This is a genomic window from Paracoccus sp. KKT209, from assembly GCF_055635455.1.
The window spans coordinates 3,061,232-3,085,000 of record NZ_CM145758.1; the positions used below are offsets into that span (position 1 = coordinate 3,061,232).

Below are 23,769 nucleotides of genomic sequence, written 5' to 3' on the forward strand. Positions count from 1 at the left end.
GGGAGGGACCGATGTTCGACGAGCCGTATCTGGCGCCCTGCGCCACCAATTACGAAGCGCTGACACCGCTTGCTTTTCTGCGTCGCGCCGAACAAGCCTATGCCGACCAGACCGCTGTTATCTGGCGCGATCTGGAACTGAGCTATGCCGAATTCGGTGCGCTGGTGCGCCGCATGGCCCATTGGCTGCAGGCGCACGGCATCGGTCCGGGCGATGTCGTGTCGCTGATCCTGCCCAACCGGCCTGAACTGCTGGCCGCCCATTATGCGGTGCCGGGGATCGGTGCGGTTCTGAATACTGTCAACACCCGGCTTGAGGCCGAGGAGATCGGCTATATCCTCGGCCACGCGCAAAGCCGCCTTCTGATCGGCGATGCCGACACGCTGGCCACTGTGGGCGATCCCCCCGTTCCCGTCTTTCAGCTCTGCAGCGCGTCCGGTGCTGGCGATGGTCTGGACTTTTTCGCAGCGGATTTGCCCGAGGCCGCGCTCGCCGCCGGACCAGCGGCGGAAACAGATGCCATTGCGCTGAACTATACCTCTGGCACGACGGGCAGGCCGAAAGGCGTCGTCTATACCCACCGGGGCGCCTATCTGAACGCCTTGGGCAATGTCGCGGGCCTGGGTTTCGATCCGCAAACCCGCTATCTGTGGACGCTGCCGATGTTTCACTGCAGCGGCTGGACCCATACCTGGGCGATCACGGCGGCGGGTGGCACCCATATCTGTCTGGACAGGATCGACGCGGCCCAGATGATCGGCCTGATCGCGGATCGCGGGATCACCCATATGTGTTGCGCGCCGGTCGTTCTGTACATGCTGATCGAGCAGATGTCCGACCCATCGCCACAGCGGGTCAAGGTCGGCACTGGCGGCGCGGCCCCCACGCCCACCCTGATCGCGCGGATGGAAGAGCTTGGGTTTCAGATCGTGCATCTTTACGGGCTGACCGAAAGCTATGGCCCGGTCACGCTGAATGCGCCGGTCTTCGCCCCGGATGCCACCTTGCAGCAGCGGGCGGCCCGGCTGGCGCGGCAAGGCTTGCGCCATGTCACGACCGGCGGTGCGATGGTGCTGGACGAGGCCGGGAAAAGCGTCCCCGCCGATGGCCAGACGGTGGGCGAGATCGCGCTCTGCGGCAATACGCTGATGGCCGGCTATTACCGCGACCCCGAGGCAACGGCGACGGCCCTTGGCAGCGGCCTTTTCCGCACCGGCGATCTGGCCGTGCTGCTTCCGGATGGCGAGATCCAGATCCAGGACCGCGCCAATGACATCATCATTTCGGGCGGCGAGAATTTCTCCAGCCTGGAGGTCGAAGCCGTCCTTCATCAGCACCCGGATGTGCTGATCGCTGCCGTGGTCGCCGCGCCCGATCCCAAATGGGGCGAAACCGCATGGGCCTTTATCGAGATGCGATCAGGATCGTCGCCCGACCTTCAGGCGCTGAATCAATTCTGCCGCCAGAATCTTGCCGGCTTCAAACGCCCGAAAAAATTCATCCTTGGACCGCTGCCCAAGACCGCGACCGGCAAGGTTCAGAAATTCGCATTGCGCCAGAAGGCGAAGGAGATGGTTGATGAGCAATGATCTTGATCTTGCCGCGTTGGACGGCTGGCTGACTGAAAAGCTGCCGGGCAAGTCCGGGCTGACAGTTTCGCAAATCTCGGGCGGACAATCGAACCCGACCTATCAGGTGATCTTCGGAGGCGACCGCTTTGTGCTGCGCATCAAGCCGCCTGGGCCTTTGCTGCCGGGCGCCCACGCCATCGAACGCGAATACCGCGTGATGAAGGCGCTTGGCCCGACCGGCGTGCCGGTGCCGACCGTCCACTGGCTGGAAGAAGACGAAACAATTCTGGGCCGCCCCTTCTATCTGATGGACTGGCTGGATGGCCGCGTCTTTTCGGATTGCGCGCTGGAGGGTGTCAGCCCCGCTGACCGGCGCGAGATGTATCTGGACACCGCCCGCACGCTGGCGCGGCTGCACGCCGTCCGGCCTGACCAGATCGGCCTGTCCGATTACGGCAAGCCCGGCAATTATTTCGACCGGCAGATCGCACGCTGGTCGCGCCAATGCCGGGAATCGACCGGGCCGCGCATCCCCGCGCTGGAAGAATTGACCGACTGGATCGTCGCGAACGCGCCTGTAGATGACGGTGCGGTGGCGATCAGCCATGGCGATTTCCGCATCGGCAATATGATGTTCCACCCGACCGAGCCGCGCGTGATTGGCATTCTGGATTGGGAATTGTCGACCTTGGGCCACCCCATGGCCGATCTGGGGTTCTGCGCGATGCCGTGGAACAGCGCACCCGATGAATATGGCGGCATTCTGGGCACCGATTGGGCCAATGCCGGGATACCGACGCTGGACGAATTTGCCGCCGAATATCAGCGCCACGCGATCACCGACATGCCGCTGACCGATTTTCATCTGGCCTTCGCCATGTTCCGTTTTGCCGCGATCTTCGTGGGCATCGCCGACCGCGCCCGCAGCGGCAATGCGGCATCCGATGAAGCCGCCGATCTGGCGCCGCTGGCCGAACGCTTTGCACAGCGCGGGCTGGATATCGTGAATGCCACAGGCACGGGGGTGCAGAGCTGATCTGTTGTCTGACCCGCCTCATCGACCGGATGACACCGCCATTGGCCAAGCCGTCAGGTTCGTGATCTGGGCCAGCATCGCGGTGCTGTGCTACGAGGCCGTCGCACGCTATGTCTTCGGTCAGCCGACGATCTGGGCGCATGGCTAAACGCCGCGCATCTTCGGTTTCTATTTCATCCTGATCGGAGCCTATGCCCTGATCCGGTAGTGTCGCAAAATTCCGGGTTCCTTAGTTGGCTCTGATATGTCGGCGCTATCAGTGAGTTGGCGAGGGCGCTTGGCGTGATCGAGCTCAAGGGCGTACATTGTCCGACGTCCGTGATCCTGCATGCGGTTTTCTTCTACCTCCGCTACGCCGTCTCCTGCCGCGACCTGGAGGAGATCATGGCTGAGCGCGGGGTGATGGTCGATCATGCCACGCTGAACCGCTGGGTTGTGACATACCGGCCGCTGCTCGCGGCCCAAGCGCAAGCGAGGAAGCGGCCGACCGCTACATCCTGGCGGATGGACGAGACCTACATCAAGGTCAAAGGCCGCTGGACATATCTTTACCGGCCGTGGACCGCGACGGCCAAACCCTTGATCTTATGCTTTCCGAACGCCGAGACCTGTCGGTTGCCCAGCGCTTCTTCAAGCGAGAGATCACCGCCAATGGCGTGCCGGACCGGATCGTGATCGACAAGAGCGGTGCCAACCTGGCCGGCCTGCCGGCAGTGAACGTGATCCTGAACTTCACCGGCAACGGGCGCACCTTCGAGGTGTGGCAGGTCAAATATTTGAACAATATTCTTGAACAGGTCCATCGCTTTATCAAGCGGATCGCCGCCCCGATGATGGGCTTCAAGGCGTTCCATTCGGCCGCAGCCACCATCGCAGGGGTCGAAGCCCCGCATATGATCCGCAAGGGGCAGATCCCCGCCAATGGCGCCACCGCCTTCCAGACCTTCGCGGAGCTCGCAGCATAGCTATGTCTGCCGGACGGCTGCGCTCATCCTGCAGGAAGGTTTGCGACGGCCCCCCTGCTTCTGGACTAGGTCGACGCATAACCGCCCTCGGCCGACAAAGACGGCAACCGTTCGAAGTGGGCCAGATTTATAGGACGTCACTCAACAAGGTCCGTTGCCGACTTGCCGAGCGTCTATCCGCGGTTAGGTTGTGGCTATTCATGCCCGCATTAGCGCCTTCTTATACAAAGCTCGCTAACGACCGTATCTCATCTGTAGGGTCGGCCATTCCTGGCCCGCTGCCGAAGATCTTCGGTCGCGTAGAAGGCTGGGCCGGCATCGGCGTATCGCTCGGTCATTTCCACAACGCGGGCGAGGCCGATCCAATCCGCCCAGGCCAAGGCACCCCCCAAGTGTAACGGTAGGCCGATGCCCATCACCAGCGCCATGTCGAGTTCTGCAGGGGTGCTGACCACACCGTCTTCGAGCGCGCGCACGGCCTCCATGACCAGCGCCAGCATCATGCGTTCTTCGATCTCGGCATCGGTGATGTCGCGGGTGTCGCCCATCCGGATCGAAGCAATCAGCGCATCGGCCGCGAAATCGTCCTGTCGCGTCAGGCGCCCGCTGTCGTCCCTTGTCCAGCCGTAGAACCCGCTGCCGGACTTTTGACCGTAACGCCCCGCCTTCGCCATCTCGACGACAGCGTCCGGCCAACTGCGGCGCATTCGGTCGGGATAGCCTGCTGAAACAGTCTCGACGACATGCGCACCGGTATCCATGCCGACGACATCCTGCAACCAGGCAGGCCCCATTGGCCAGCCCACGGCTTCCATCACCCGGTCGATCCGGCGGAAATCGACGCCCTCAGACACCAGTTGCGTAAACGCGTTTATATAAGCCACGAGAATGCGGTTCACGAGGAACCCCGGACAATCCGCGACCACCACCGGCGTCTTGCGCATCCTCAGCGCTGTGGCCACGGCGCAGGCCACCGCAGCGTCCGAGCTTTGACTACCGCGCACGATTTCCACCAGCGGCATACGCGGCACCGGGTTGAAGAAGTGCATCCCGACCAGGCGTTCAGGCCGAGCCATGTCGGTGGCGATGTCGTCAATCATCAGGCTGGAGGTATTCGAGGCAATGACCGTATCCTTTGCGACCGTTGCCTCGAGTTCTTCGATCACTGTTCGTTTGATATCAAGCCGTTCCACGACAGCTTCGATAACGAGCCCCGCATCGGCGACAGGCGCAATCGCGGTGCTTCCGGCGATGCGCCCTTTCAGTGTCTCGGCCTTGCTCTCGTCCAGTTTGCCGCGCTTGATCTCACCCTTGACGAGGCGTTCAACCTCCTGCGTCGCGGCATCAATTGCACCCTGCGCAATGTCGCGCATCCGGACGTCCACGCCGTTGCGGGCAAGCGTATAGGCGATGCCGCCCCCCATGATGCCAGCGCCCAGCACGCCCACCACGTGCGGCGCCTCGGCCCCGGCTGCCCGGGCTTCTGCAGTCTTGGCAACGGCACGCTGAGCAAAGAACATGCCCGTCAGAGAAGCGGCGGCCTGCGTCCGGGCGACGCGGGCAAAGCCCATGCATTCTGCCTCCTGTGCCTCGGACCGCTGCTGCGGGGCCGTCCGTTCCATCAGGTCGATGGCCATCCGCGCCGCCGGCTGATGAGGGCCGGATCCGTCGGCGTTGCGGGCCGCCTCGAAGTCAGCCGGGTCGAACCTACCGACTGGGGCGATCTTGCGGGCGCGCATCGCCTGCCAGTCGCCGGAGGCGATCAGTTGGCGCAATAGGTCCTGGGCCACCGCAACGACACTGTCAGGCGGAGCGGTCTTCGTGACCAATCCTGCTTTGCAGGCCTGATCCGCGGCGACGGGTTTGCCTGAAACGATCATCTCCAGCGCCATGGCACATCCCGCGACGCGTGGCGCGCGGACGGTGCCGCCAAGCCCCGGAAAGACGCCAAGGCTGACCTCGGGCAGGCCCACCCGCCCGTTTTCGCCCAGGACCCTTGCGTCGCAGCAAAGCGCCAGTTCCAATCCGCCGCCCAGTGACATTCCCGGCATGGCAGCGACGGTGGGCACGCGCAGATCTTCCAGCGCGCGGAACCCGTCGTTCATGGCGCGGGCGCGTGCCGCGATGTCCGCTTCCTCCAGCGCGAACAGCTCCGAGAACTCTCCGATGTCGGCGCCCACGACAAAGTCGTCCCGCCCGCTGGTCATCAAGAGACCGATGATTGATGCGTCGCCTTCGATCAGCGCCACCACACGCGCCAGATCGGCATGCACCGCAGCGCTGAGCGTGTTCATCGAGCCTGGCGTTTCGATCACCAGTGTTGCGATCCCGTCCGGCGCGCGCGACAGCCGCATGGTATCGCCGTCAAAAACCATCTTTACGTCATCCAGCATGTCCATTCCCTCAAACCAGCTTCCGCGCATCGAGACCAAGACCTCGCGCGACGATTTCCTTCATGATTTCGTTCGATCCGGCAAAGATGCGGCTCACCCGCGCGTCACGATACATGCGCGACACCCTGTATTCGTCCATGTAGCCGGCCCCACCATGCAATTGGACACAGCGGTCGATAACCCGGTTCTCCAGATCGGTGGTAACCTGTTTAACCTCTGCCGCGACCTCCGGCGTCAGACGCCCGTCGTTCGCAAGCATCACGCAATCGTCAGTAAAGCACTGTGCTATGTCGATTTCGGTTCGCATCCGCGCCATGGCGAAACGGGTTTCCTGAAACGCCCCGATTGGTTGGCCGAAGGCCCGTCTGTCCTTGACGAACTTCAGCGTTTCGTCAAACGCGGCCTGCGCATGGGCCATGGAGCCGATGGCGACCATCAGCCGTTCGGTCGCGAGCAGTTCGCTCATATAGGCAAAGCCCTTTTCCGGATCCCCCAGGACGTTTTCCGCAGGAATGCGCACCTCGTCAAAGAACAGCTCAGCCGTGTCCTGAGCGTCGAGACCGGTTTTTTTCAGGCGTTGGCCACGTGCGAACCCTTGCGCGCCCTTCTCGACCACGAACAGACCGATCGCATGCGTCTTCTCGGGGTTCGTACGCGCGGCAACGACCACCGCATCGGCAAGGATGCCGTTGGAGATATAGGTTTTTGCGCCGGACAGAACCCAGTCGTCGCCGTCGCGACGCGCCCTCGTTTTCATACCGGACAGGTCGCTGCCTGCTGCCGGCTCGGTCATGGCGATGGCAAGGATCGTCTCGCCTGAGACCGCCCTTGGCATCAGCCTGTCCTTCAGCGACTGCGACCCGAAGCGGTCGATATAGGGGGCAACGATCTGAGAGTGAAGATTCTGATAGAAGCCGGGATCGGCCCCCATGACCACTTCTTCCTGCAGGATCTGATCGAAACGGTAATCACGGACGCCAGCGCCGCCATAAGCCTCGTCGGCCCAGAGACACAGAAACCCGTTTTCTCCGGCGCTGAGGAAACTCTCTCGGTCTACTTGGCCGTTCTGTCGCCAACCATCGACTTTTGGCGCAAGGATATCGGCGACCCAACGTTTCGCGCTGGCTCGGAACTGTTCGTGCTCTTCCTCGAATATCGTGCGGGCGATCAATGTCATTGGCTCTCTCCTTCGTGGTAGCGGGCGCCACCTGCAGCGCGATTGCGCAGCCAGTCGGATGGGCGGAAACGACTGCCGTAAGCGTCTGCAAGGCGGTCGCATCTGGCGACGAAGGCTGCGACTCCAACGCTGTCGATGTAACTGAGGACGCCGCCGGTCCAAGGCGGGAAACCCACCCCCAGCACCGAGCCGAGGTCAGCATCGGCGGCGCGCTCTACCACGCCTTCTTCCATGCAGCGTGCCGCCTCCAGCGCCTGGATCGACAAGAGACGGGCCTTCACCGTTTCGACATCAGGCTGTTGTGCGGCCTGTGGAAATTCCAGTGCCAATCCCGGCCAAAGCCGTTTCTGGCCGTCCTGAGGATAATCGTAAAATCCGCCGCCGGTCTTGCGCCCCAGCCGTCCGAGCGCGACCATGCGATCCACGACCGGCTGGGCATGACCGCGCAAAAAGCGTTCGTCCAGTCCGTCGGCCCGCGACTGAGCGATGACCTTTTCCTGCAGATCAAGCGAAACTTCGTCAGTCACGGCAAGCGGCCCGACCGGCGCGCCGATCATCCGCGCCGCGTTTTCGATCAAGGCCGGTGAAATGCCTTCGGCAAGCATCGCCATGCCCTCGTCGATATAGGTGCAGAAAATGCGGCTGGTAAAGAAACCCGGCGCGGTGTTCACAACGATTGGTGTCTTGCCAAGCTGCATGGTGAAATCCAGCGCGGCGGCGAGCGTCGCATCGCTGGTCCTGCTGCCTTTGATGATCTCGACCAGCGGCATCCGGTCGACAGGAGAGAAGAAGTGCAACCCGACAAAGCGCCCGGCATCGGGCAGAGCCTCTGCAAGTGCGTCTATGGAGATGGTGGACGTATTCGACGCGACGATGGCATCGTCAGGCAGATGCGGCAGCACGGCACGGGTCACGTCGCGTTTCAGGTCGGTCTGTTCAAAGACAGCCTCGATGACCAAATCGGCCCCGGCCAAAGCCGCGTGATCGGCGGACGGCGTGATGCGGTCGAGGATCTCGCGGGCGCGACCTTCGGTCTGACGCCCCTTCGCAACCGCCCGGTCGAGATCTTTCGCAATGCCGCTCAGGCCCCGACGCGCGCTGTCCTCGTCACGGTCGATCAGCACCACGGAGATCCCCTTTTCGGCGGCGGCACGCGCAATGCCGGCCCCCATCATACCCGCCCCAAGCACACCGAGGCGCCTGCTCTCACGCTGCGGTCCGTCCGGCCGGGCGTCGCCGGCCTCTGCGCGCGCCTTGTTGACGACAAATGTGCGGATGCGGCTGGTTGCCACGCCGCCAGTCAGCAGTTCCGCGGCGATCTCCGCCTCACGCGCAAGCGCACCGTCAATCGGCAGTTGCGATCCTTCGTACAGCGCGCGCAGCGTGGCAAGCGGAGCCGGATCGCAGTCATGCCCCTTGCCGCGCGCGGCGATTGCCGGCAGCGCGAAGGACTTGGCGGCATGGTCAGCCGTCGCGCCCGTGCCACCGGGTATCTGAAAGCGCCGTTCGTCCCAAGGCTGCCGGACGTCATTGACGGTCGCCAGCCAGGCAAGCGCATGGTCCCTTGCCGTCCCTGCGTCGCAGGGCACCCAGAACCCCATGTCGGACAGCGTTTTCCCATCGGCAGGCGTTCCCATGAGCAGCGAGGAGGCGGGCTGAACGCCGATGATCCGGGCCAGCCGCTGCACCGCCCCGGCGGCGGGAAGCAGGCCAAGCGACAGGTCGCGGGGGGCAGAAGCCCCGACATCGCCGTCGAGGAACCGCGCGTGTGCCGAAAGCATGACCTCCCACCCCGGGCCGAATGCAGGGCCTGACCAGAGACATGCTACGGGAATGCCGGATGTCTCCATCTCGCGAAGGATCGCACCTTGTGCCAAGGCATATTCCTGGGCGACCCTACGGTCGCCACCCGACCCGAAGCGGCGCAGGATATCCTGCGGAGCATTGAAAACAGGCCCTCCTGCTCCGCGACCGTCCAACAGAAGACCCGAGGGCGCGGCGGTGAGCGCGTCGCGCAGGGCCGCCGCGAGGCTCTCCGCATCGTGCTCGCAAAGATTGATCGTCAGGATGCCGGTGTCTGGCACGGTTGCAGCAGCGGTGAGGGTCATCAGATGCGCTCCACGATCATGGCAGTCGACTGTCCGGCGGCGGCGCAGAGCGTCACCAACCCGACAGAGAGGTCACGGAATTCCAACTCGTCAATCAGCGTTCCCAGCAGGATGGCGCCGGTCGCCCCAAGCGGATGGCCAAGCGCGATGGACCCGCCGTTCACATTGATGCGGTCCCGCGCAATGCCGTAGTGACGGGCGTAGCGAAGGGGAACGACCGCGAAGGCCTCGTTCACCTCGAAAAGGTCGATGTCGCCGATCTGCATCCCGGCCTTCCGCAGTGCCGCATCCGTGGCAGGGACCACGCCCGCAAGCGAGATGTGCGGTTCAGATGCAAGCGACACCGCCGAGCGAATCCGCACGCGCGGCGTCAATCCATTGGCGCGGCCCCAGTCTCGCGACCCGACGAGCACAGCGCAGGCACCGTCGACGATACCGCTGGAATTGCCGCCGGTGTGAACGTGGCAGACACGTTCCAGCGTCGGGTAGCGGTCGCGCACGAGATCGTCGTAGCCCATTGCACCCAAGGTTTCGAAGGCAAGCGGCAGGTCGCCGAGTTTCTCGGGTGTTGTGCCGGGGCGGATCGCCTCGTCCTCGGCCAGAGCGATCTCGCCATCCGGTCCGCGCACAGGAAACAGGGATCTGCCAAAGCGTCCCTCGGCCGACGCCGCCGCGGCACGGATCTGGCTTTCGGCAGCGTAGGTGTCAACGTCCATACGCGTAAAGCCGTCAAGGCTGGCCATCAGGTCAGCGGCAATACCGTTCGGTACATACGGGAACTTCGCCAGAACCGCCGGGTCTGAATAGGCCGCCCCGCCATCCGATCCGATCGGCACGCGGCTCATGCTTTCGACGCCCCCGCCCACGGCGGCATCGGCCTGTCCCGAGGCGACCAAAGCGCCCGCCATCTTCACCGTATCCAGCCCCGACGTGCAAAACCGGTTCAGCTGATAGCCTCCCGCGTCGTCTCCGTAACCCGCTTCGAGCAGCGCGAAACGGGTCATGTCGCAGCCCTGTTCACCCACCGGCATGACGATGCCAAGGCCGGTATCGGCAAGGTCTGCCGGGTCAAAATCGCTGCGCCGCCGCAGTTCCGCCAGAGTCTGCGCGGCAAGCTGGATCGGGGTGACACCATGCAATGCCCCGTCTGGGCGTCCCTTTCCGCGCGGCGTGCGCACGTGGTCAAAGATAATCGCGTCGGTCATTCGTTGATCCTCAGGTCAGGTCGCGTTCGCCAAGACCGAGCCCACGGCCCACGATCTCAAGCATGATTTCAGACGCCCCGGCATAGACGCGGCTGATCCGCGCGTCGGCATACATTCGGGCGATGCGGTATTCGTCCATGTAGCCGGCGCCTCCATGGAACTGGACGCACTGGTCGATCACCCGGCCCTCGGTCTCCGACGTGGCAAGCTTTGCAGCGGCTGCAGCTTCCGCCGACAATTGCCCGTCATTGGCCAGCGTCACGCAGCGGTCCACATAGGACTGCACCGCATCCAGCTCGGCCCGCATCTCGGCCATGCGGAAACGGGTGTTCTGGAATGCTGCAATCGGCTTGCCAAAGGCGCGGCGTTCAAGAATGTAATCGGTCGTCACCTCAAAGGCCGCCTGCGCATGGGCAATCGAGGAGATCGCGCTCATCAGGCGCTCCACGGCAAGGCATTCCGACATATAGGCGAAGCCCTTGTTCGGATCAGCCAGCACGTTCCCCTTTGGCACCCTGATGCCGTCGAACCGCAGCTCGGCAGTGTCCTGCGCGTGCAGGCCGATCTTCTTCAGGTGCCGCCCGCGCGAGAACCCCTTCATGTCTGAGGTCACGATGAAAAGGCCGATCTGCCCGCGGCGATCACCCGTCCGAGCAGCGACGACAAACAGATCGCCAATCACGCCGTTCGAAATATAGGTCTTTGCCCCGTCGAGCAGCCAGTGGTCCTCGTGTTCCACCGCTTTGGTCCGGATCGCGGCAAGGTCGCTTCCGGCGTCCGGTTCGGTCAAGGCGATCCCGAGGATCGTGTCACCCGACACGGCACCCGGCAGGAACCGCCGTTTCTGTTCGTCTGTGGCCAGACGCTCCAGATAAGGGCCGACCAGCTTGGAATGCGCATTATGGAAAAAACCCAGATCAACGAGACGCACGGTTTCTTCCTGAAGAACCTGTTCGAACCGCAAGTCCGTGATACCAAGGCCGCCGTAAGCTTCGTCGGCCCACATGCAGAGATAACCCTCCTCACCCATCCGCTTGAAGGCCGCGCGGTCGACATGACCCTGATCGCGCCAGCGGTCCACCTGGGGTGTCATCTCGGCGCTGAGGAATTTCCGGACGCTATCGCGGAACATCTCGTGTTCCGGCTCGAAATGCAGTCGGGGTCTCATGGGTTCTCCTTAACCAACTTGCCGGTCGCAGTTCGCCCAATGCAGGGCGCGCAGATCCTTCTTCAGGATCTTGCCCGCAGGCGAGAGCGGCATCTGCGTCACGAATTCGAATGTTCGGGGGACCTTGTACCCGGCGATAAGGGTCCGGCAGTGAGCGGCCAGCATCTCGGCGCAGACGTCGTCCCGACCATCTACCCGGAGCACCACCGCGTGGACACGCTCGCCCCATTCGTCGTCCGGAACGCCGATCACGGCACACAGAGAAACGCCGTCATGCTTGGCAAGCGCGTTTTCAACCTCGACGGAAAAGACGTTTTCGCCGCCGGTTATGATCATGTCCTTGATCCGGTCGACCACATGCAGGTAACCGCTTTCATCGAAATGCCCTGCGTCGCCGGTGTGCATCCAGCCATTCTTCAACGCCGCAGCTGTCTCTTCGGGTTTGTTCCAATAGCCCTGCATGACAGTCGGGCCGCGCACGGCGATTTCGCCAACCACGCCCGGCGGACATTCCAGCCCGTCCGGGTCGACGATGCGGATTTCCGCCGTGGCGATGGGCCGCCCGGCAGAGCGCATCTGCAGCGCGTCAGGATCGGGAACATGATCCTGCGGGGCAAGGACCGTGACAACCGGCGCGCATTCCGTCTGGCCATAGACCTGAAGGAAACGTGCTTCCGGGAAGGCGCGGATGGCACGACCCAGCAGCGTCACGTCGATGGGGGCTGCGCCATAGCGGATGTACCGCAGGGAGGACACGTCGCGCGTGGCCATGTCGGGATGGTCGATCAGGCGGCGCAGCATGACGGGAACCAGAAAGATGTCGCCCACACCCTCGGCCTCGATCAGGCTCAGCACCCGTCCCGCATCAAAGGCGGGTATGGTGATTTGCGGCGCACGGCGCAGTGCGAACTGGAACACGACCGCCAGCCCGCCGACATGGAACAGGGGCGACACGTGCAGACCTGGCGCGTCACCGCCGTGATCCGCTGCTGCGTTCACGGCGATTGCATCGGTATAAAGATTGGCATGGCTCAGCATCACGCCCTTCGGCGCGCCGGTGGTGCCGCCGGTATAAAGGATCGCGGCCAGATCGTCGTCGCCGCGCATCGCATCGGGCATAGGTTCGGAGCCGGTGATGAGCGCTTCAAAATCATGCGCCCCCGCGATCTCCGCACGACCCGCCCGGATGATCGTCAGTTCGGCCGAGCACAAACGCCGCAGTTCTGGCACCATCGGCGCGAAAAGATCGTCCACGATCAGAACGCGGGTGTCGCTGTCATCCAGCGAATAGACGATTTCCGCCGCGCTCCACCGGATGTTGACCGGGTTCAGCACGCCCCCGGCCCAAAGCGTGGCAAAGACATAGGTGATGAAGGCGTCGGAGTTGGCGGCCAGCATTCCCACGCGATCGCCCGCCTCGACACCCAACCGTTTCAGGCTGCTGGCAAGACGGGCCACCCGGTCGACAAACTCCGCGTTGGCCGTGCGGTGTCCCTCGTGGATGGTGAAGGGATCACGTGGGCGTTCGCGACGTGCCTTGTGCAACGGTTGTGTCAGGTACATCGCATCCTCCTCGCTTCAAGGGCCATGCTTGACATCTTGTCCGGCCCCTGCATGCAAGATTATCGGATCGGGCAGTCCGCCGACATCGTCGCTACCGACGATTCTCAGCCAATAATGCCAAGCTGCCGTGCGGCGGCCACGGCCTGCGTGCGGCTTGACGTGTCGAGCTTGGAGTTGATGTTGCGAAGATGGGTGCGCACCGTGCTGTCCGACACGAACAGTTTCTCGGACATGGCTGCGTTGGAATAGCCTTCCGACAGAAGCCTGAGGACCTGCAGCTCCTTTTTCGTCAGGGGGTCCAGCGGTGCCTCGATGGCGCGGCCATCGGCGATGGTGGACACCCCTGGCCCGATGGCATCGACGATGGCTTGCAGCCATTCCGCAAACACCGGCTCTCGGCGGGGCAGATCACCGGCCAAAGCAGGGCCCGCCCAAGCGCGCACCAATGCGGCCACGGCTTCGCCCTCGTCAAGGATTATCCGCCGGTAGCCTTCGCGCGCCGCCGTGCGCAGAGGCTCTCCGGCCATGTCCCGGGCCCGGCCTGTTTCGCCCATGCGCAACAATGCGGCGGCCCTCAGCAGGTCAAGCACCAGCATCCTGCGGCGTCTCTGGCGCGGACCGGCGGCAGCCAGTTCGTCGTCGAGGATGGCCAGTGCCTCGCGCGCGCGACCGTCGGCCAACAACACCCGGGCCCGCGTGATTTCCAGCGTTTCGAGGTCGTTTGCGGGCAGGCGCAGGTCGCGGATGTCGTCCCACAACGCACCGTGCCCGACCCGGTCCAACTGATGCCGCGCCGCGCTCAGGTTTCCCTGCCGCAGGTAAAGCCGTGATCGTTCCAGCCGCGCGCCTGCGATGACCCGGGCGAGCCTGCGCCGCTGGCCAATCTGCTCCAGTTCCGCGAGATATCGGAACGCGTGATCGACCTGTCCGTTTCCAAAGGCAATGCGCGACAGCGTGACATGGCTCAGGATCAAATGGTCCGGCAGGGCAACGTCGCGTAAGATGGGCAGGAACACTTGCAGCAGGTGCTCTGCCTCCTCCTGTGCGCCCTCTTCATACAACGCACAGGCCAGCGGCACCCCGGCCCAGGCATTGCCGTTGATCCGACGCCGATCGTCCGACCGCCGTGCAGTGGCCGCCAAGCGGAACCGCGCCTTGGCCTCGCGGAAGCGGTTCTCCTGAAGGTCGATGAGACCCTGCACAGATTCGGAATACATGGTATTAAAGGCATCGTCCGGACCTTCCATTTCGGCGCGGGCCTCGTCGAGGTTCTCCAGCGCCGCGTCCGGGGATCCTAGGACAGAAAAGACGTTGGCCATGCAGTTGGCGAGCACTGTGCGACTGTAGCGCGACGCCGTATGCGATTGACCCAGAGCAACGCGCCCGACCTCGGCAGCGCCGACAAAATCGTCGCTCATCGCTCGGATCATCGTGCGGATCGACAACGCCTCGGCGCCTGTCGCGCCGGGCTGGTCTTCCAATCCGCAGGCATCAAGCACGTTGGCCGCCTCTCCGGGACCGCGCGTGAAACAATAGGCCCAGGCCTTCATCAGGCTCAGTTCAGGGACCTGCGCCACGCGATTCTGCGGCAGGGCGTCGAACCAGCGAGTCAGCAGGCGAATCCGCCCCTGCTCCAGGCAAACCTGTCCAACCTCCGCCACCAGTTTCAGGATGCGATCCGTCGCGCCTGCCTTGATGCCGTGGTCGATGGCCGGAACCGGACGCCCATTGTCCAGATACCATTCCATCGCCGCCTCGTGCAGATGTGGCAAGGTTTGCGGCTCCTCGCGCAGCAGGCGCGTGCGCAGATAGGCGGCAAAGAGCGCATGGAAACGGTAGACTGGCCTTGGGCCGTCAATACGGTTGAGCAGCACGTTCGCCGAAGCCAACCGCTCCAGCAGCTCGGCGGCGTTGCACCCCGGGACAAGCGCTTCGCACAGCTCGGGCTCCAGCGTGTGCAGAATGCTGGTGCGCAACAGGAACCTGCGGACCAAAGTATCCTGCGTGGCCAGAATGTTCTCGGCAAGGTAGTCGGACACCAGCCTGTCAGAGCCGGAAAAGTCCTGCACGAAGCCAGACGGATCGCTGCTGTCGGCAAGCACGATGGAAGCCAGTCGCAACGCGACCGGCCAGCCTTCGGTCTTGGCATGAAGCAGGGTCACGTCGGCCTCGTTCAGGTCGATCCCGCGCGCCTTGGATAGGAACGTGCTGGCTTCTTCCCGGGTAAAGCGCAGCGCCCGCGCATCAAGCTCCAGCATCTCGCCCGATGCCCGAAGCCGGGCCACCGGCAAATCGGGCAAATTGCGACTGCCGATCACCACCCTGCCCTGCACCGGAAGCGTCTGGATCAGGCGCGATACCAGCGTCAGCACAGCATCCTCGTGCAGGACCTCGAAATCATCAAGAAACAGGGCAAAGGGCTCCGTCAGACCCGCAACACGGTCCAGAAGGTCGACGATGGCGGCACCGTCATTCTCGGCGCCCGTGCCGTTGCTGGTTTCATGCGAGACCCGGTCGAGTGCAGCCTGCACACCGGCAATCATGCGCGATGCGTCATTGTCAGCCGCGTCGAGCGTCAGCCAGGCAGTCGCCACGCCGTTGGCAAGAAATTCTGCAGCGATCTGGGTCATGACCACCGTCTTTCCGAAACCAGACGGCGCGTGCAGCAGGATCAAATGCACGCCCTCGACAGCACATAGATGCCGGACACGTTCGTCACGCCTGACAATGTCGCTGCCTGCTTTCGGCGCTTCGAGCTTCGGACCGAGACCGCCGCCGCGTGACACTTGCTGACTAACCATGTCCCTCCTCCGGACAGGTCGACAGCCCGAGCGCGCAAGCACCCGGGCGGTCCGATATGCGGGACATTAAAGTCCGTAGCTGGATTTATCTACGCCGGAATATACCTCGGTCCAGTAGATCTCTTCCAGTTCCGCAGCCGACGTCACGTCAGCCGTCAGCCCGATCCACTTTTCGAGTATCGGACGGAATTCGGCGACGATTTCTTCAGCATTGGCGATCCCATAAGTACTGGCGTAGAATGCTGCAATGGTCTGCATGTCCGCCTCGATGAAGTCGCTTGTGGCTTGTGCCAGGTCCTCGTCAGCTTGGGTCAGCTCGATACCGTTTTCACGCGCGGCAGTCAGGCCGCGTTCGGCGCCTTCCTCATAGCGCCACGACACATCCGCCGCAAAGGCCGCACCGGCGCGAAGCACCGCCTCGCGTCCTGCATCGTCAAGGCCAGCCCAGGTCTGCGCGTTCATGTTGACCGGACCGTTGGCCGCGTAGACGCCACCGGGCGTCGACATGTCGATCGCCTTGACCACGTCGACCAGCCCCATATTGGTGATCTCGGGCGCAGAGGTGATAACGCAATCGATCACACCCTGGCTCAGGCCCTCGTAGACCTCGTTCAGAGGCAGGGAGACCGCGGTCGCGCCCACCGCCTCTGCCCAGCGTGACCATTGCGACCCTGCAACCCGCAGACGCTTGCCTTGCATCTGGGAGAGGCTTGTCACCGGTTCCGTGCATTGCAGACCGTATGGCGTGGAGGACGATGCGCCGGTGAAAACCTGGTTCTGGGTGGCGAATTCGGCGCGGCATCCGTCACAACCGCCAAAGACATATTCCGCCATCGCCCCGGCATAAGCCAGCCCTTCGTGGCCCTCGACATCATCCTTGGCGGTCAGCAGAGACAGTTCCGCAAGCAGGTTGATATGTGGGTATTCCGCCGGGAAATACGCCGTTGCCACCCATCCGATATCCGCCATTCCGTCGCGCAGCCCGGCAGAGGTTTCGGCAAAGCTGAGAAGCGACATCGGAAAGACCTTCACCTCCAGTGCACCGTCCGAGTATTTCTGCATCGCTGCCGCATAGGTGTCGGCGGCCAAGGCGGCGTCCGATCCCGGCGGGAAGCCTGTGGCATAGGTCAGCGTATCGGCGCTTGCGGCGCCTGTGGCGAGCGCCAAGGCGCTGGCTGCGATATGAGTCGTGATCCTCATAATTTCCTCCCTTTTATGTCAAAGATTCGCTGTCTGATTTCCAGCTTGGATCGGACGTCAGTTCGGCGCGTCGTCGGTTACGACGATCACAGGAGACCAGGCAGCCACAGCACGAGGCCCGGGACAGCCAGCAGCAGCGCGATAATCACCAGATCGACGGCAATGAAGAGGACGACATTGCGAAAGATCGTCTGGATCGGCACGAGGTTGCCCACCACGCTTTTGATGACAAAGACATTCATCCCCACTGGCGGGGTGAGCATCCCGATTTCAAGCAGTTTGGTCAGGATCACGCCGAACAGCACGACGGACATCCCATAGCCTTCGATCACCGGCAGCACGATGGGCAGGGTCAGCAACATGGCCCCGATGGGTTCAAGGAACATGCCCAGGATAAGGTAGACCACAACCAGCCCCAACATCATCAGGGCAAAGGGCACCTCGGTCCCGATCAGCATCGAGGACAAGGCGTCGGAAGCGCCGGACAGGGCAAGGAAGCGGGTCAGCAGGCTTGCACCGATTGCCACGAACAGCAGCATCCCCGTTGCCATCAGCGTTTCCATGATGGCATCGCGGAACCGTGCCCAGGTGAGCGTCCCCTTGACCGCACTGACAAGTGTCGCCAGCGCAGCTCCGACCGCCCCGGCCTCTGTCGGAGTGAAAAGACCACCGAAGAGCCCGCCGAAGATGCCCACCATCGTGGCTGCGATTGGCCATGTGTCGCGAATCGCGGCAATCTTTTCGCCGCGTGTGGCCTGCACCTCTGCCGGTGGTGCGAGGTCCGGGTTCAGACGGACCCGGACGATCACCAGAACGGCATAGGCCAGCGTCGTCAGCAAACCGGCTGCGATGCCGCCAAGGAACAGCGCCGAAATGCTTTCCTGCGCGATGATACCGAACAGGATCATGATGATGGAAGGCGGGATCAGCGCGCCGATGGTGCCTGCGACTGCCACGATGCCTGTGGCAAATCCGGGGTCGTACCGTGCTTTCACCATCTCGGGCACCGCAATGCGGCCCATCGTGGCGGAACAGGCGATGGACGAACCGGAAACCGCGGCAAAGCCGGCCGAACCTGCGATGGCCGCCACACCCAGTCCGCCGGGCAAGCCCCCAAGAAAAAGCCGCGCGGCCGCAAATAGACCCTCGGTCAGTTTGGTGTGATAGCAGATGAAACCCAGCAGAAGGAACATCGGTATCGACGACAAGACCCAATTGGCAGCAAACTGGAAAGGCAGCGTGCCGAGCGCTCCCCAGGCCACGCGCCAGCCCATCAGCACCCATAGGCCAGTGAACGACACCGAAATCAGTGCGACACCGATCGGCGTCCGCAGGGCAAGCAGCAAAAGCAGGATACCCAGGCCAGAGAAACCTATGACGACGTCACTCATTGCGGATGTTCCTCGGTGAGTTTGGCGGACGCGCCGGGCAATCCCAAATCCAGCCTTGTCGCAGACTCGACAAGCCGGATTGCTGCGACCAGTGCCATGGCGGCGGCACCAACCGGCAGCACGTAATAGGCAGGCCAGACCGGTATCGAGGACGTGCCCTGCGTGACGACGGCGCCGATGTCGGTCTTGGAAAGTGCCTCTTGCCAGGTACGCGCAGCAAGCAGCGAAAGAACCGCCACCGTCAGGGCGCGCACGCCAATATCCGCAAGCCGACGGAGCATCCGTGGCATGGCAGCGGTGAAGATATCGACAGAGATATGCTCGTCACGCTGCTCCAGCAGCGCCAGCGGTGCGAAGGCCGCAACGATCATGTAATAGTTCGCCACGATGGTGATGGTGCCGGGCTGGGGCCGGTTGAATACCGCCCGCAATACGACATCGGCAGTCACGTGTATCATCATCAAGGCCACGCAGATGCCGCCCAGCAGCACCAGACCGCGCGTGATCCGGTCGATCATCCGTCCTAAAACCGTCATATTTCTTCCCTTTCACGCGCATCTCGCCTCAGCCGAGCGCGGTCAAACCCTCACTCAGATGGCGCCGCGCGTCTTCCATCATCCGGTCGAGCAATTCGGCACAGGTGGGGATGTCGTCGATCAGACCGATAACAGGCCCAGCGGTAACAATGCCGCCGTCAACCTCACCGGCCTCCAGAGCAGCCTTGCCACGGCTTCCGGCAACAAGATGCCGGATGTCCTCGAATACGCAGCCGCCTTCGCGGTTTTCGGTCGCCACGACCTCGTTCGAAACAGAGTTGGCCAGCACTCGGGCCGTATTGTTCAGGGTGCGAAATATCAACCGCGTGTCGTGCTCGGTCGCCTTGACCAGAGCCTGCTTTATATTTTCGTGTATCGGCGCTTCCTGCGTCGCGCAAAATCGCGTGCCCATGTTGACCCCCGCGGCCCCCATGGCAAGCGCTGCGGCCAGTCCGCGACCGTCCCCGATGCCACCGGAGGCAATGACCGGAATGTCCAGCGCACGCACCGCCAGCGGAACCAGAAGCAGGTTGGGAATGTCCTTTTCGCCCGGATGACCCGCGCACTCGAACCCGTCGATAGAGATCACGTCCACACCCGATTTCTGCGCCGACAGGGCGTGCCTCACCTGGGTGCATTTGTGCAGAATTCTGATGCCATTGGCCTTGAAGCGCTCGATGAAATCACGCGGAGACTGACCGGCCGTTTCCACCACCTTCACACCGCTTTGCACGATGACGTCGACGAACTCCGCATAGGGCGGCGGGTTGATCGACGGCAGGACGGTCAGGTTTACCGCAAATGGCTTGTCCGTCATCTCTCGGGTTCGGGAAATTTCGCGGGCCAACCCGTCCGGGTCCGGCTGTGACAGGGCGGTCAGCGTCCCGAGCCCTCCGGCATTGGATACGGCCGCCACCATCTCGGCATAACCGACCCATTGCATCCCGCCCTGTACGATTGGGTAGCGGATGCCTAGCATTTCGGTCAGACGATTGGTCATGCGCGACCCTTTCTGAAATCGGGTTTGCGCTTTTCAAGGAATGCCTGCGTGCCCTCCGCAAAGGCGGGGCTGTCCAGCAGGACGCGCTGCCGCTGACGTTCGTATTCAAGCTGCGCCGTAAAATCCTGTGCCAGTGCCGCATCGAAGGCGGCACGCAGTTCAGCTACCATTCCCGGCGGCCCACTGCCGACAGAAGCGGCCAGTGCGATTGCGCGGCGTTGCAGCGCATCGGAAGAGACCGTTTCGGCGATAAGACCGATGGCCTGCGCATCCAAGGCAGAAAGACGCTCGCCAGTCAGTGCCAGTTTCATCGCCCGCGCAGGGCCAAGCCGCCGGACAAGATGCCAGGTCGCACCGCAGTCGGGAACAAGACCGAGGTTCGGCGCGAAAGGAAAGACGAAACACGCGGTCTCGGCGGCCATGACGAGGTCGCAGGCCAGCGCAAGGCTTGCCCCCATGCCTGCCGCCGCACCATTGACTGCGGCGACCACCGGCTTTGGAAAATTGCGCAGGCGTTCGATCAGCGGATGCGTCGTCTCATCCATCTGCCGTGCAACCGTTTCTCCCAGCGTCTCGTCACCCTCCGCGCGCATGCCCCCCAATTCGGCCCCGGAGCAAAAGCCCTTTCCCTTGCCGGTCAGAATCACCGCATTCACGTCCGCGTCCGCCTCGACCCGGTCCAGCGCCGCCAAAAGCTCTTTTTGCATCGCCACGGACAGCGCGTTGCGCGTCGCTTCGTTGGCGAGCGTCAGAATGGCGATCGCCCCCTCGGATGCGACGTCAACCAAATGTGCCGACGCCATCACAGACGCTCCACCACGGTGACGTTGGCTAGCCCGCCGCCTTCGCACATGGTCTGAAGCCCATAACGTGCTCCGCGCTTGTGAAGGGCGTGGATCAGCGTGGTCATCAGCTTGGTGCCGGTCGCTCCCAGCGGGTGCCCCAGGGCGATGGCCCCGCCACGCACGTTGACCTTGGACGGATCAGCCCCAAGCGCCTCGATAAAAGCCAGCGGGATCGGCGCAAAGGCCTCGTTAACCTCAAAGAGGTCGATGTGTTCCAGTGACATACCAGCCCTCGACAGGGCGCGACGGGTGGCGGCAATGGGGGTTTCCAGCATGACGACCGGATCGCCACCATAGACGCTCATGTGATGGATGCGAGCCAGCGGCGGCACGCCAAGCGCCTTTAACCCCGCCTCGTTGACAACCATCACCGCCGAGGCGCCATCGCACATCTGGCTGGAATTGCCTGCCGTCAGCAGCCCGCCCGCGACGATGGGGTCAAGCCCGGCCAGAGCCTCCGCCGTGGTGCCCGGCCGCATCCCTTCGTCACGAACGTGCAGTGAGCCGGTCTCACCCTCGAGCGTCCGGCCTTGGACGGGCAGGATTTCGTCATCGAACTGTCCGCGATCGGCAGCCGAAACCGCCCTTTCGTGGCTTTGCTGTGCAAAGGCGTCAAGCCTTTCACGCGAGAAGCCGTATTTCCGGGCGATGGTCTCTGCCCCGTCGAACTGGCTGAATTCGATCCCCGGATAGCGCGCCTGCATATTGGGCGAAATATAGGATCCCAGCCCGTTCTTCTTCGGGAGCGTATAGGGCAGACCCATCGGCACGCGAGTCATGCTTTCGACACCCGCGGCGATGACGATATCCTGCGTGCCGGACATCACCGCCTGGGCGGCGAAGTGCAAAGCCTGCTGGGACGAGCCACACTGGCGGTCAACAGACGTGCCAGGAACCGTTTCCGGCAACCCCGACGCAAGCACGACATTCCGTCCAATGTTGAAACTCTGCTCGCCCGCCTGGCCGACACATCCAACGATCACGTCGTCAATGGCAGCTGGGTCTGTGCCGGTTGCCTCTACCAGATGATCGACCAGCTGCGCGCAAAGATCCGCCGGATGCCAGCCCGACAAGGCGCCTTTGCGGCGTCCTCCGGCAGTCCGTTTCGCGGCTATGATATAGGCTTCAGGCATCCCCCACCCTCTTTCGGTCCTTTGGTGTCTTGTCCCGATGATGGCATGCCCGGCACAACGCGGCATCGTCGCAACCGACGAAATTCGCGATGTTAGTCAGATGCCTGAAAGCTCCGCGGCTCGGCGGGCCTAGACGCGCGCCAGTGACCCGACTTCCCCGTGGCCCCAGCCGCGTTCCTCGGTTCTGTCGCGAACTTTCCTGCAGGATGAGCGGAGTCGTCCGGCAGACATAGCCATGCTGCGAGCTCCGCGAAGGTCTGGAAGGCGGTGGCACCGTTGGCGGGAATCTGCCCCTTGCGGATCATATGCCGGAAAAATTCAGCTTCCGGCGGTCCAAGCTTGGGGAGCAGTGCACAAACCCGCAGACTCTCGTTATGAGCGAGGGGCCAAAGGGGGCAGGTCACTTTCCACCCGCCTTCTCAAACGTTGATGTGGCGTTGATGTAAAACGCGAATGCAGAAGAGCCGCCCCAAGGGACGGCGCACAAGTCTTTGTATTTGCGTAGATTCATGGTTGCGGGGGTAGGATTTGAACCTGTGACCTTCAGGTTATGAGCCTGACGAGCTACCGGGCTGCTCTACCCCGCGCCAGTTTTGTCCTGCGGGTTTTCATCGTTATCAGAGAGATATTTGCGTGTCTTACCAGGTCTGGCGGTGACCTACTCTCCCACGTCTTGAGACGCAGTACCATTGGCGCAGCGGCACTTAACGGCCGAGTTCGGGATGGGATCGGGTGTTTTGCTCGCGCTAGGGCCACCAGACCGGGAAAGACACGCTCAGCGTCGCCCCTTTCGGGGTTTTTGTTGTCCAAGGATGCATGGGAGGAAGACAGTCTGTCTTCTTCCGGATCAAATCAAGCCTATCGAGCCATTAGTACCGGTCAACTGAATGCATTGCTGCACTTACATCTCCGGCCTATCGACGTGGTGGTCTTCCACGGCTCTCAAGGGAGACCTTGTTTTGAGGGGGGCTTCACGCTTAGATGCCTTCAGCGTTTATCCTGTCCGTTCATAGCTACCCAGCACTGCCGTTGGCACGACAACTGGTCCACCAGTGGAACGTCCACCCCGGTCCTCTCGTACTAGGGGCAGCTCCTCTCAAGTCTCCAACACCCACGGCAGATAGGGACCGAACTGTCTCACGACGTTCTAAACCCAGCTCACGTACCTCTTTAAATGGCGAACAGCCATACCCTTGGGACCTGCTCCAGCCCCAGGATGAGATGAGCCGACATCGAGGTGCCAAACGATGCCGTCGATATGGACTCTTGGGCATCATCAGCCTGTTATCCCCAGCGTACCTTTTATCCGTTGAGCGATGGCCCTTCCACTCGGGACCACCGGATCACTATGGCCGACTTTCGTCTCTGCTCGACTTGTCAGTCTTGCAGTCAGGCTGGCTTCTGCCATTGCACTCAACGACCGATTTCCGACCGGTCTGAGCCAACCTTCGCGCGCCTCCGTTACTGTTTGGGAGGCGACCGCCCCAGTCAAACTACCCACCACGCAGGGTCCCGGACCCGGATAACGGGCCGCGGTTAGACATCAAGAGTGCGAAGGGCGGTATCTCAAGGATGGCTCCACGAGGACTAGCGTCCCCGCTTCAAAGCCTACCGCCTATCCTGCACATCGCAATCCTGATGCCAGTGCGAAGTTGTAGTAAAGGTGCATGGGGTCTT

At 62.8% G+C, this 23,769-nt stretch carries 17 protein-coding genes, 1 tRNA gene, 2 rRNA genes and 1 pseudogene (1 of these 21 running past the window's edge); 4 read left to right on the top strand and 17 right to left on the bottom strand.

What is annotated here, in order from left to right; genetic code table 11:
- Positions 1 to 11: 11 nt before the first annotated feature.
- The 4 genes from ACZ2G3_RS15205 to ACZ2G3_RS15220 all read left to right on the top strand — a co-directional run bounded on the left by ACZ2G3_RS15205 (position 12) and on the right by ACZ2G3_RS15220 (position 3,572).
- Positions 12 to 1,589 (top strand): AMP-binding protein, encoded by a 1,578-nt coding sequence (locus ACZ2G3_RS15205; RefSeq protein ID WP_470396833.1) that lies wholly within the window; start codon positions 12 to 14, stop codon positions 1,587 to 1,589.
- Positions 1,579 to 2,607, top strand: a complete 1,029-nt coding sequence (locus ACZ2G3_RS15210) for a phosphotransferase family protein (RefSeq protein ID WP_470396834.1) — start codon at positions 1,579 to 1,581, stop codon at positions 2,605 to 2,607. Before ACZ2G3_RS15205 ends, ACZ2G3_RS15210 begins: the two co-directional genes overlap by 11 nt.
- 4 nt (positions 2,608 to 2,611) lie before the next feature.
- Entirely contained in the window at positions 2,612 to 2,755 is a 144-nt protein-coding gene (locus ACZ2G3_RS15215; RefSeq protein WP_470396835.1) for a hypothetical protein, read from the top strand.
- 134 nt (positions 2,756 to 2,889) lie between these two features.
- Positions 2,890 to 3,572, top strand: a protein-coding gene (locus tag ACZ2G3_RS15220) for an IS6 family transposase (protein ID WP_470396836.1) whose coding sequence is annotated in 2 segments (ribosomal slippage) — positions 2,890 to 3,163 and positions 3,163 to 3,572 — 684 coding nt in all. Because the reading frame shifts where the segments join, the coding sequence is not laid out codon by codon here.
- 248 nt (positions 3,573 to 3,820) lie between these two features.
- On the opposite strand, the gene ACZ2G3_RS15225 is transcribed toward ACZ2G3_RS15220, so the two are convergent.
- From ACZ2G3_RS15225 to ACZ2G3_RS15305, 17 genes and pseudogenes are all read right to left on the bottom strand, one after another.
- Positions 3,821 to 5,971: a 3-hydroxyacyl-CoA dehydrogenase NAD-binding domain-containing protein gene (locus ACZ2G3_RS15225; protein WP_470396837.1), complete on the bottom strand. Its 2,151-nt coding sequence runs from the start codon at positions 5,969 to 5,971 to the stop codon at positions 3,821 to 3,823.
- Between the two features lie 4 nt (positions 5,972 to 5,975).
- Entirely contained in the window at positions 5,976 to 7,142 is a 1,167-nt protein-coding gene (locus tag ACZ2G3_RS15230) for an acyl-CoA dehydrogenase family protein (RefSeq protein WP_470396838.1), read from the bottom strand.
- The gene (locus tag ACZ2G3_RS15235; protein WP_470396839.1) at positions 7,139 to 9,250 is read right to left on the bottom strand and encodes a 3-hydroxyacyl-CoA dehydrogenase NAD-binding domain-containing protein; all 2,112 of its coding nucleotides are present in this window, start codon (positions 9,248 to 9,250) and stop codon (positions 7,139 to 7,141) included. The genes ACZ2G3_RS15230 and ACZ2G3_RS15235 overlap by 4 nt, the downstream gene beginning before the upstream one ends.
- Positions 9,250 to 10,455 (bottom strand): acetyl-CoA C-acetyltransferase, encoded by a 1,206-nt coding sequence (locus ACZ2G3_RS15240; protein ID WP_470396840.1) that lies wholly within the window; start codon positions 10,453 to 10,455, stop codon positions 9,250 to 9,252. Before ACZ2G3_RS15240 ends, ACZ2G3_RS15235 begins: the two co-directional genes overlap by 1 nt.
- 10 nt (positions 10,456 to 10,465) lie before the next feature.
- Complete coding sequence (locus tag ACZ2G3_RS15245) at positions 10,466 to 11,623, bottom strand: acyl-CoA dehydrogenase family protein (protein WP_470396841.1); 1,158 nt, start codon at positions 11,621 to 11,623, stop codon at positions 10,466 to 10,468.
- Between the two features lie 9 nt (positions 11,624 to 11,632).
- Positions 11,633 to 13,186 carry a long-chain-fatty-acid--CoA ligase gene (locus ACZ2G3_RS15250; RefSeq protein ID WP_470396842.1) on the bottom strand — a complete coding sequence of 518 codons (1,554 nt, stop codon included), beginning with the start codon at positions 13,184 to 13,186 and terminating at the stop codon, positions 11,633 to 11,635.
- Positions 13,187 to 13,290: 104 nt separating this feature from the next.
- A complete protein-coding gene (locus tag ACZ2G3_RS15255; protein WP_470396843.1) occupies positions 13,291 to 15,987 on the bottom strand; it encodes a winged helix-turn-helix domain-containing protein in 2,697 nt (898 codons plus the stop codon).
- Positions 15,988 to 16,053: 66 nt separating this feature from the next.
- A complete protein-coding gene (locus ACZ2G3_RS15260) occupies positions 16,054 to 17,154 on the bottom strand; it encodes a C4-dicarboxylate TRAP transporter substrate-binding protein (protein WP_470396844.1) in 1,101 nt (366 codons plus the stop codon).
- Positions 17,155 to 17,273: 119 nt separating this feature from the next.
- On the bottom strand, positions 17,274 to 18,578 hold the full coding sequence (locus ACZ2G3_RS15265; RefSeq protein WP_470396845.1) for a TRAP transporter large permease: 1,305 nt from the start codon (positions 18,576 to 18,578) through the stop codon (positions 17,274 to 17,276).
- Positions 18,575 to 19,096 (bottom strand): TRAP transporter small permease, encoded by a 522-nt coding sequence (locus tag ACZ2G3_RS15270; protein ID WP_470396846.1) that lies wholly within the window; start codon positions 19,094 to 19,096, stop codon positions 18,575 to 18,577. The genes ACZ2G3_RS15265 and ACZ2G3_RS15270 overlap by 4 nt, the downstream gene beginning before the upstream one ends.
- Before the next feature lie 46 nt (positions 19,097 to 19,142).
- Positions 19,143 to 20,114 carry an NAD(P)H-dependent flavin oxidoreductase gene (locus ACZ2G3_RS15275; RefSeq protein WP_470396847.1) on the bottom strand — a complete coding sequence of 324 codons (972 nt, stop codon included), beginning with the start codon at positions 20,112 to 20,114 and terminating at the stop codon, positions 19,143 to 19,145.
- Entirely contained in the window at positions 20,111 to 20,917 is an 807-nt protein-coding gene (locus tag ACZ2G3_RS15280) for an enoyl-CoA hydratase/isomerase family protein (RefSeq protein WP_470396848.1), read from the bottom strand. The genes ACZ2G3_RS15275 and ACZ2G3_RS15280 overlap by 4 nt, the downstream gene beginning before the upstream one ends.
- Entirely contained in the window at positions 20,917 to 22,092 is a 1,176-nt protein-coding gene (locus ACZ2G3_RS15285; RefSeq protein WP_470396849.1) for an acetyl-CoA C-acetyltransferase, read from the bottom strand. Before ACZ2G3_RS15285 ends, ACZ2G3_RS15280 begins: the two co-directional genes overlap by 1 nt.
- Positions 22,093 to 22,328: 236 nt before the next feature.
- Positions 22,329 to 22,400, bottom strand: a pseudogene (locus ACZ2G3_RS15290) (IS6 family transposase); the annotation flags it as partial.
- Between the two features lie 202 nt (positions 22,401 to 22,602).
- Positions 22,603 to 22,679 (bottom strand) — tRNA-Met (locus tag ACZ2G3_RS15295).
- 58 nt (positions 22,680 to 22,737) lie between these two features.
- Positions 22,738 to 22,852, bottom strand: a 5S ribosomal RNA gene (gene rrf, locus ACZ2G3_RS15300).
- An 88-nt stretch (positions 22,853 to 22,940) separates the two neighbouring features.
- A 23S ribosomal RNA gene (locus ACZ2G3_RS15305) occupies positions 22,941 to 23,769 on the bottom strand; it runs 2,005 nt beyond the window's last position.

Bases quoted from the DNA above. Each gene is read 5' to 3' on its own strand.
- ACZ2G3_RS15280 (WP_470396848.1), bottom strand. From the start codon at position 20,917: ATGGCGTCGGCACATTTGGTTGACGTCGCATCCGAGGGGGCGATCGCC.
- ACZ2G3_RS15205 (WP_470396833.1), top strand. From the start codon at position 12: ATGTTCGACGAGCCGTATCTGGCGCCCTGCGCCACCAATTACGAAGCG.
- ACZ2G3_RS15270 (WP_470396846.1), bottom strand. From the start codon at position 19,096: ATGATCGACCGGATCACGCGCGGTCTGGTGCTGCTGGGCGGCATCTGC.
- ACZ2G3_RS15245 (WP_470396841.1), bottom strand. From the start codon at position 11,623: ATGAGACCCCGACTGCATTTCGAGCCGGAACACGAGATGTTCCGCGAT.
- ACZ2G3_RS15240 (WP_470396840.1), bottom strand. From the start codon at position 10,455: ATGACCGACGCGATTATCTTTGACCACGTGCGCACGCCGCGCGGAAAG.
- ACZ2G3_RS15275 (WP_470396847.1), bottom strand. From the start codon at position 20,114: ATGACCAATCGTCTGACCGAAATGCTAGGCATCCGCTACCCAATCGTA.
- ACZ2G3_RS15230 (WP_470396838.1), bottom strand. From the start codon at position 7,142: ATGACATTGATCGCCCGCACGATATTCGAGGAAGAGCACGAACAGTTC.
- ACZ2G3_RS15265 (WP_470396845.1), bottom strand. From the start codon at position 18,578: ATGAGTGACGTCGTCATAGGTTTCTCTGGCCTGGGTATCCTGCTTTTG.
- ACZ2G3_RS15250 (WP_470396842.1), bottom strand. From the start codon at position 13,186: ATGTACCTGACACAACCGTTGCACAAGGCACGTCGCGAACGCCCACGT.
- ACZ2G3_RS15285 (WP_470396849.1), bottom strand. From the start codon at position 22,092: ATGCCTGAAGCCTATATCATAGCCGCGAAACGGACTGCCGGAGGACGC.
- ACZ2G3_RS15225 (WP_470396837.1), bottom strand. From the start codon at position 5,971: ATGGACATGCTGGATGACGTAAAGATGGTTTTTGACGGCGATACCATG.
- ACZ2G3_RS15235 (WP_470396839.1), bottom strand. From the start codon at position 9,250: ATGACCCTCACCGCTGCTGCAACCGTGCCAGACACCGGCATCCTGACG.
- ACZ2G3_RS15255 (WP_470396843.1), bottom strand. From the start codon at position 15,987: ATGGTTAGTCAGCAAGTGTCACGCGGCGGCGGTCTCGGTCCGAAGCTC.
- ACZ2G3_RS15210 (WP_470396834.1), top strand. From the start codon at position 1,579: ATGAGCAATGATCTTGATCTTGCCGCGTTGGACGGCTGGCTGACTGAA.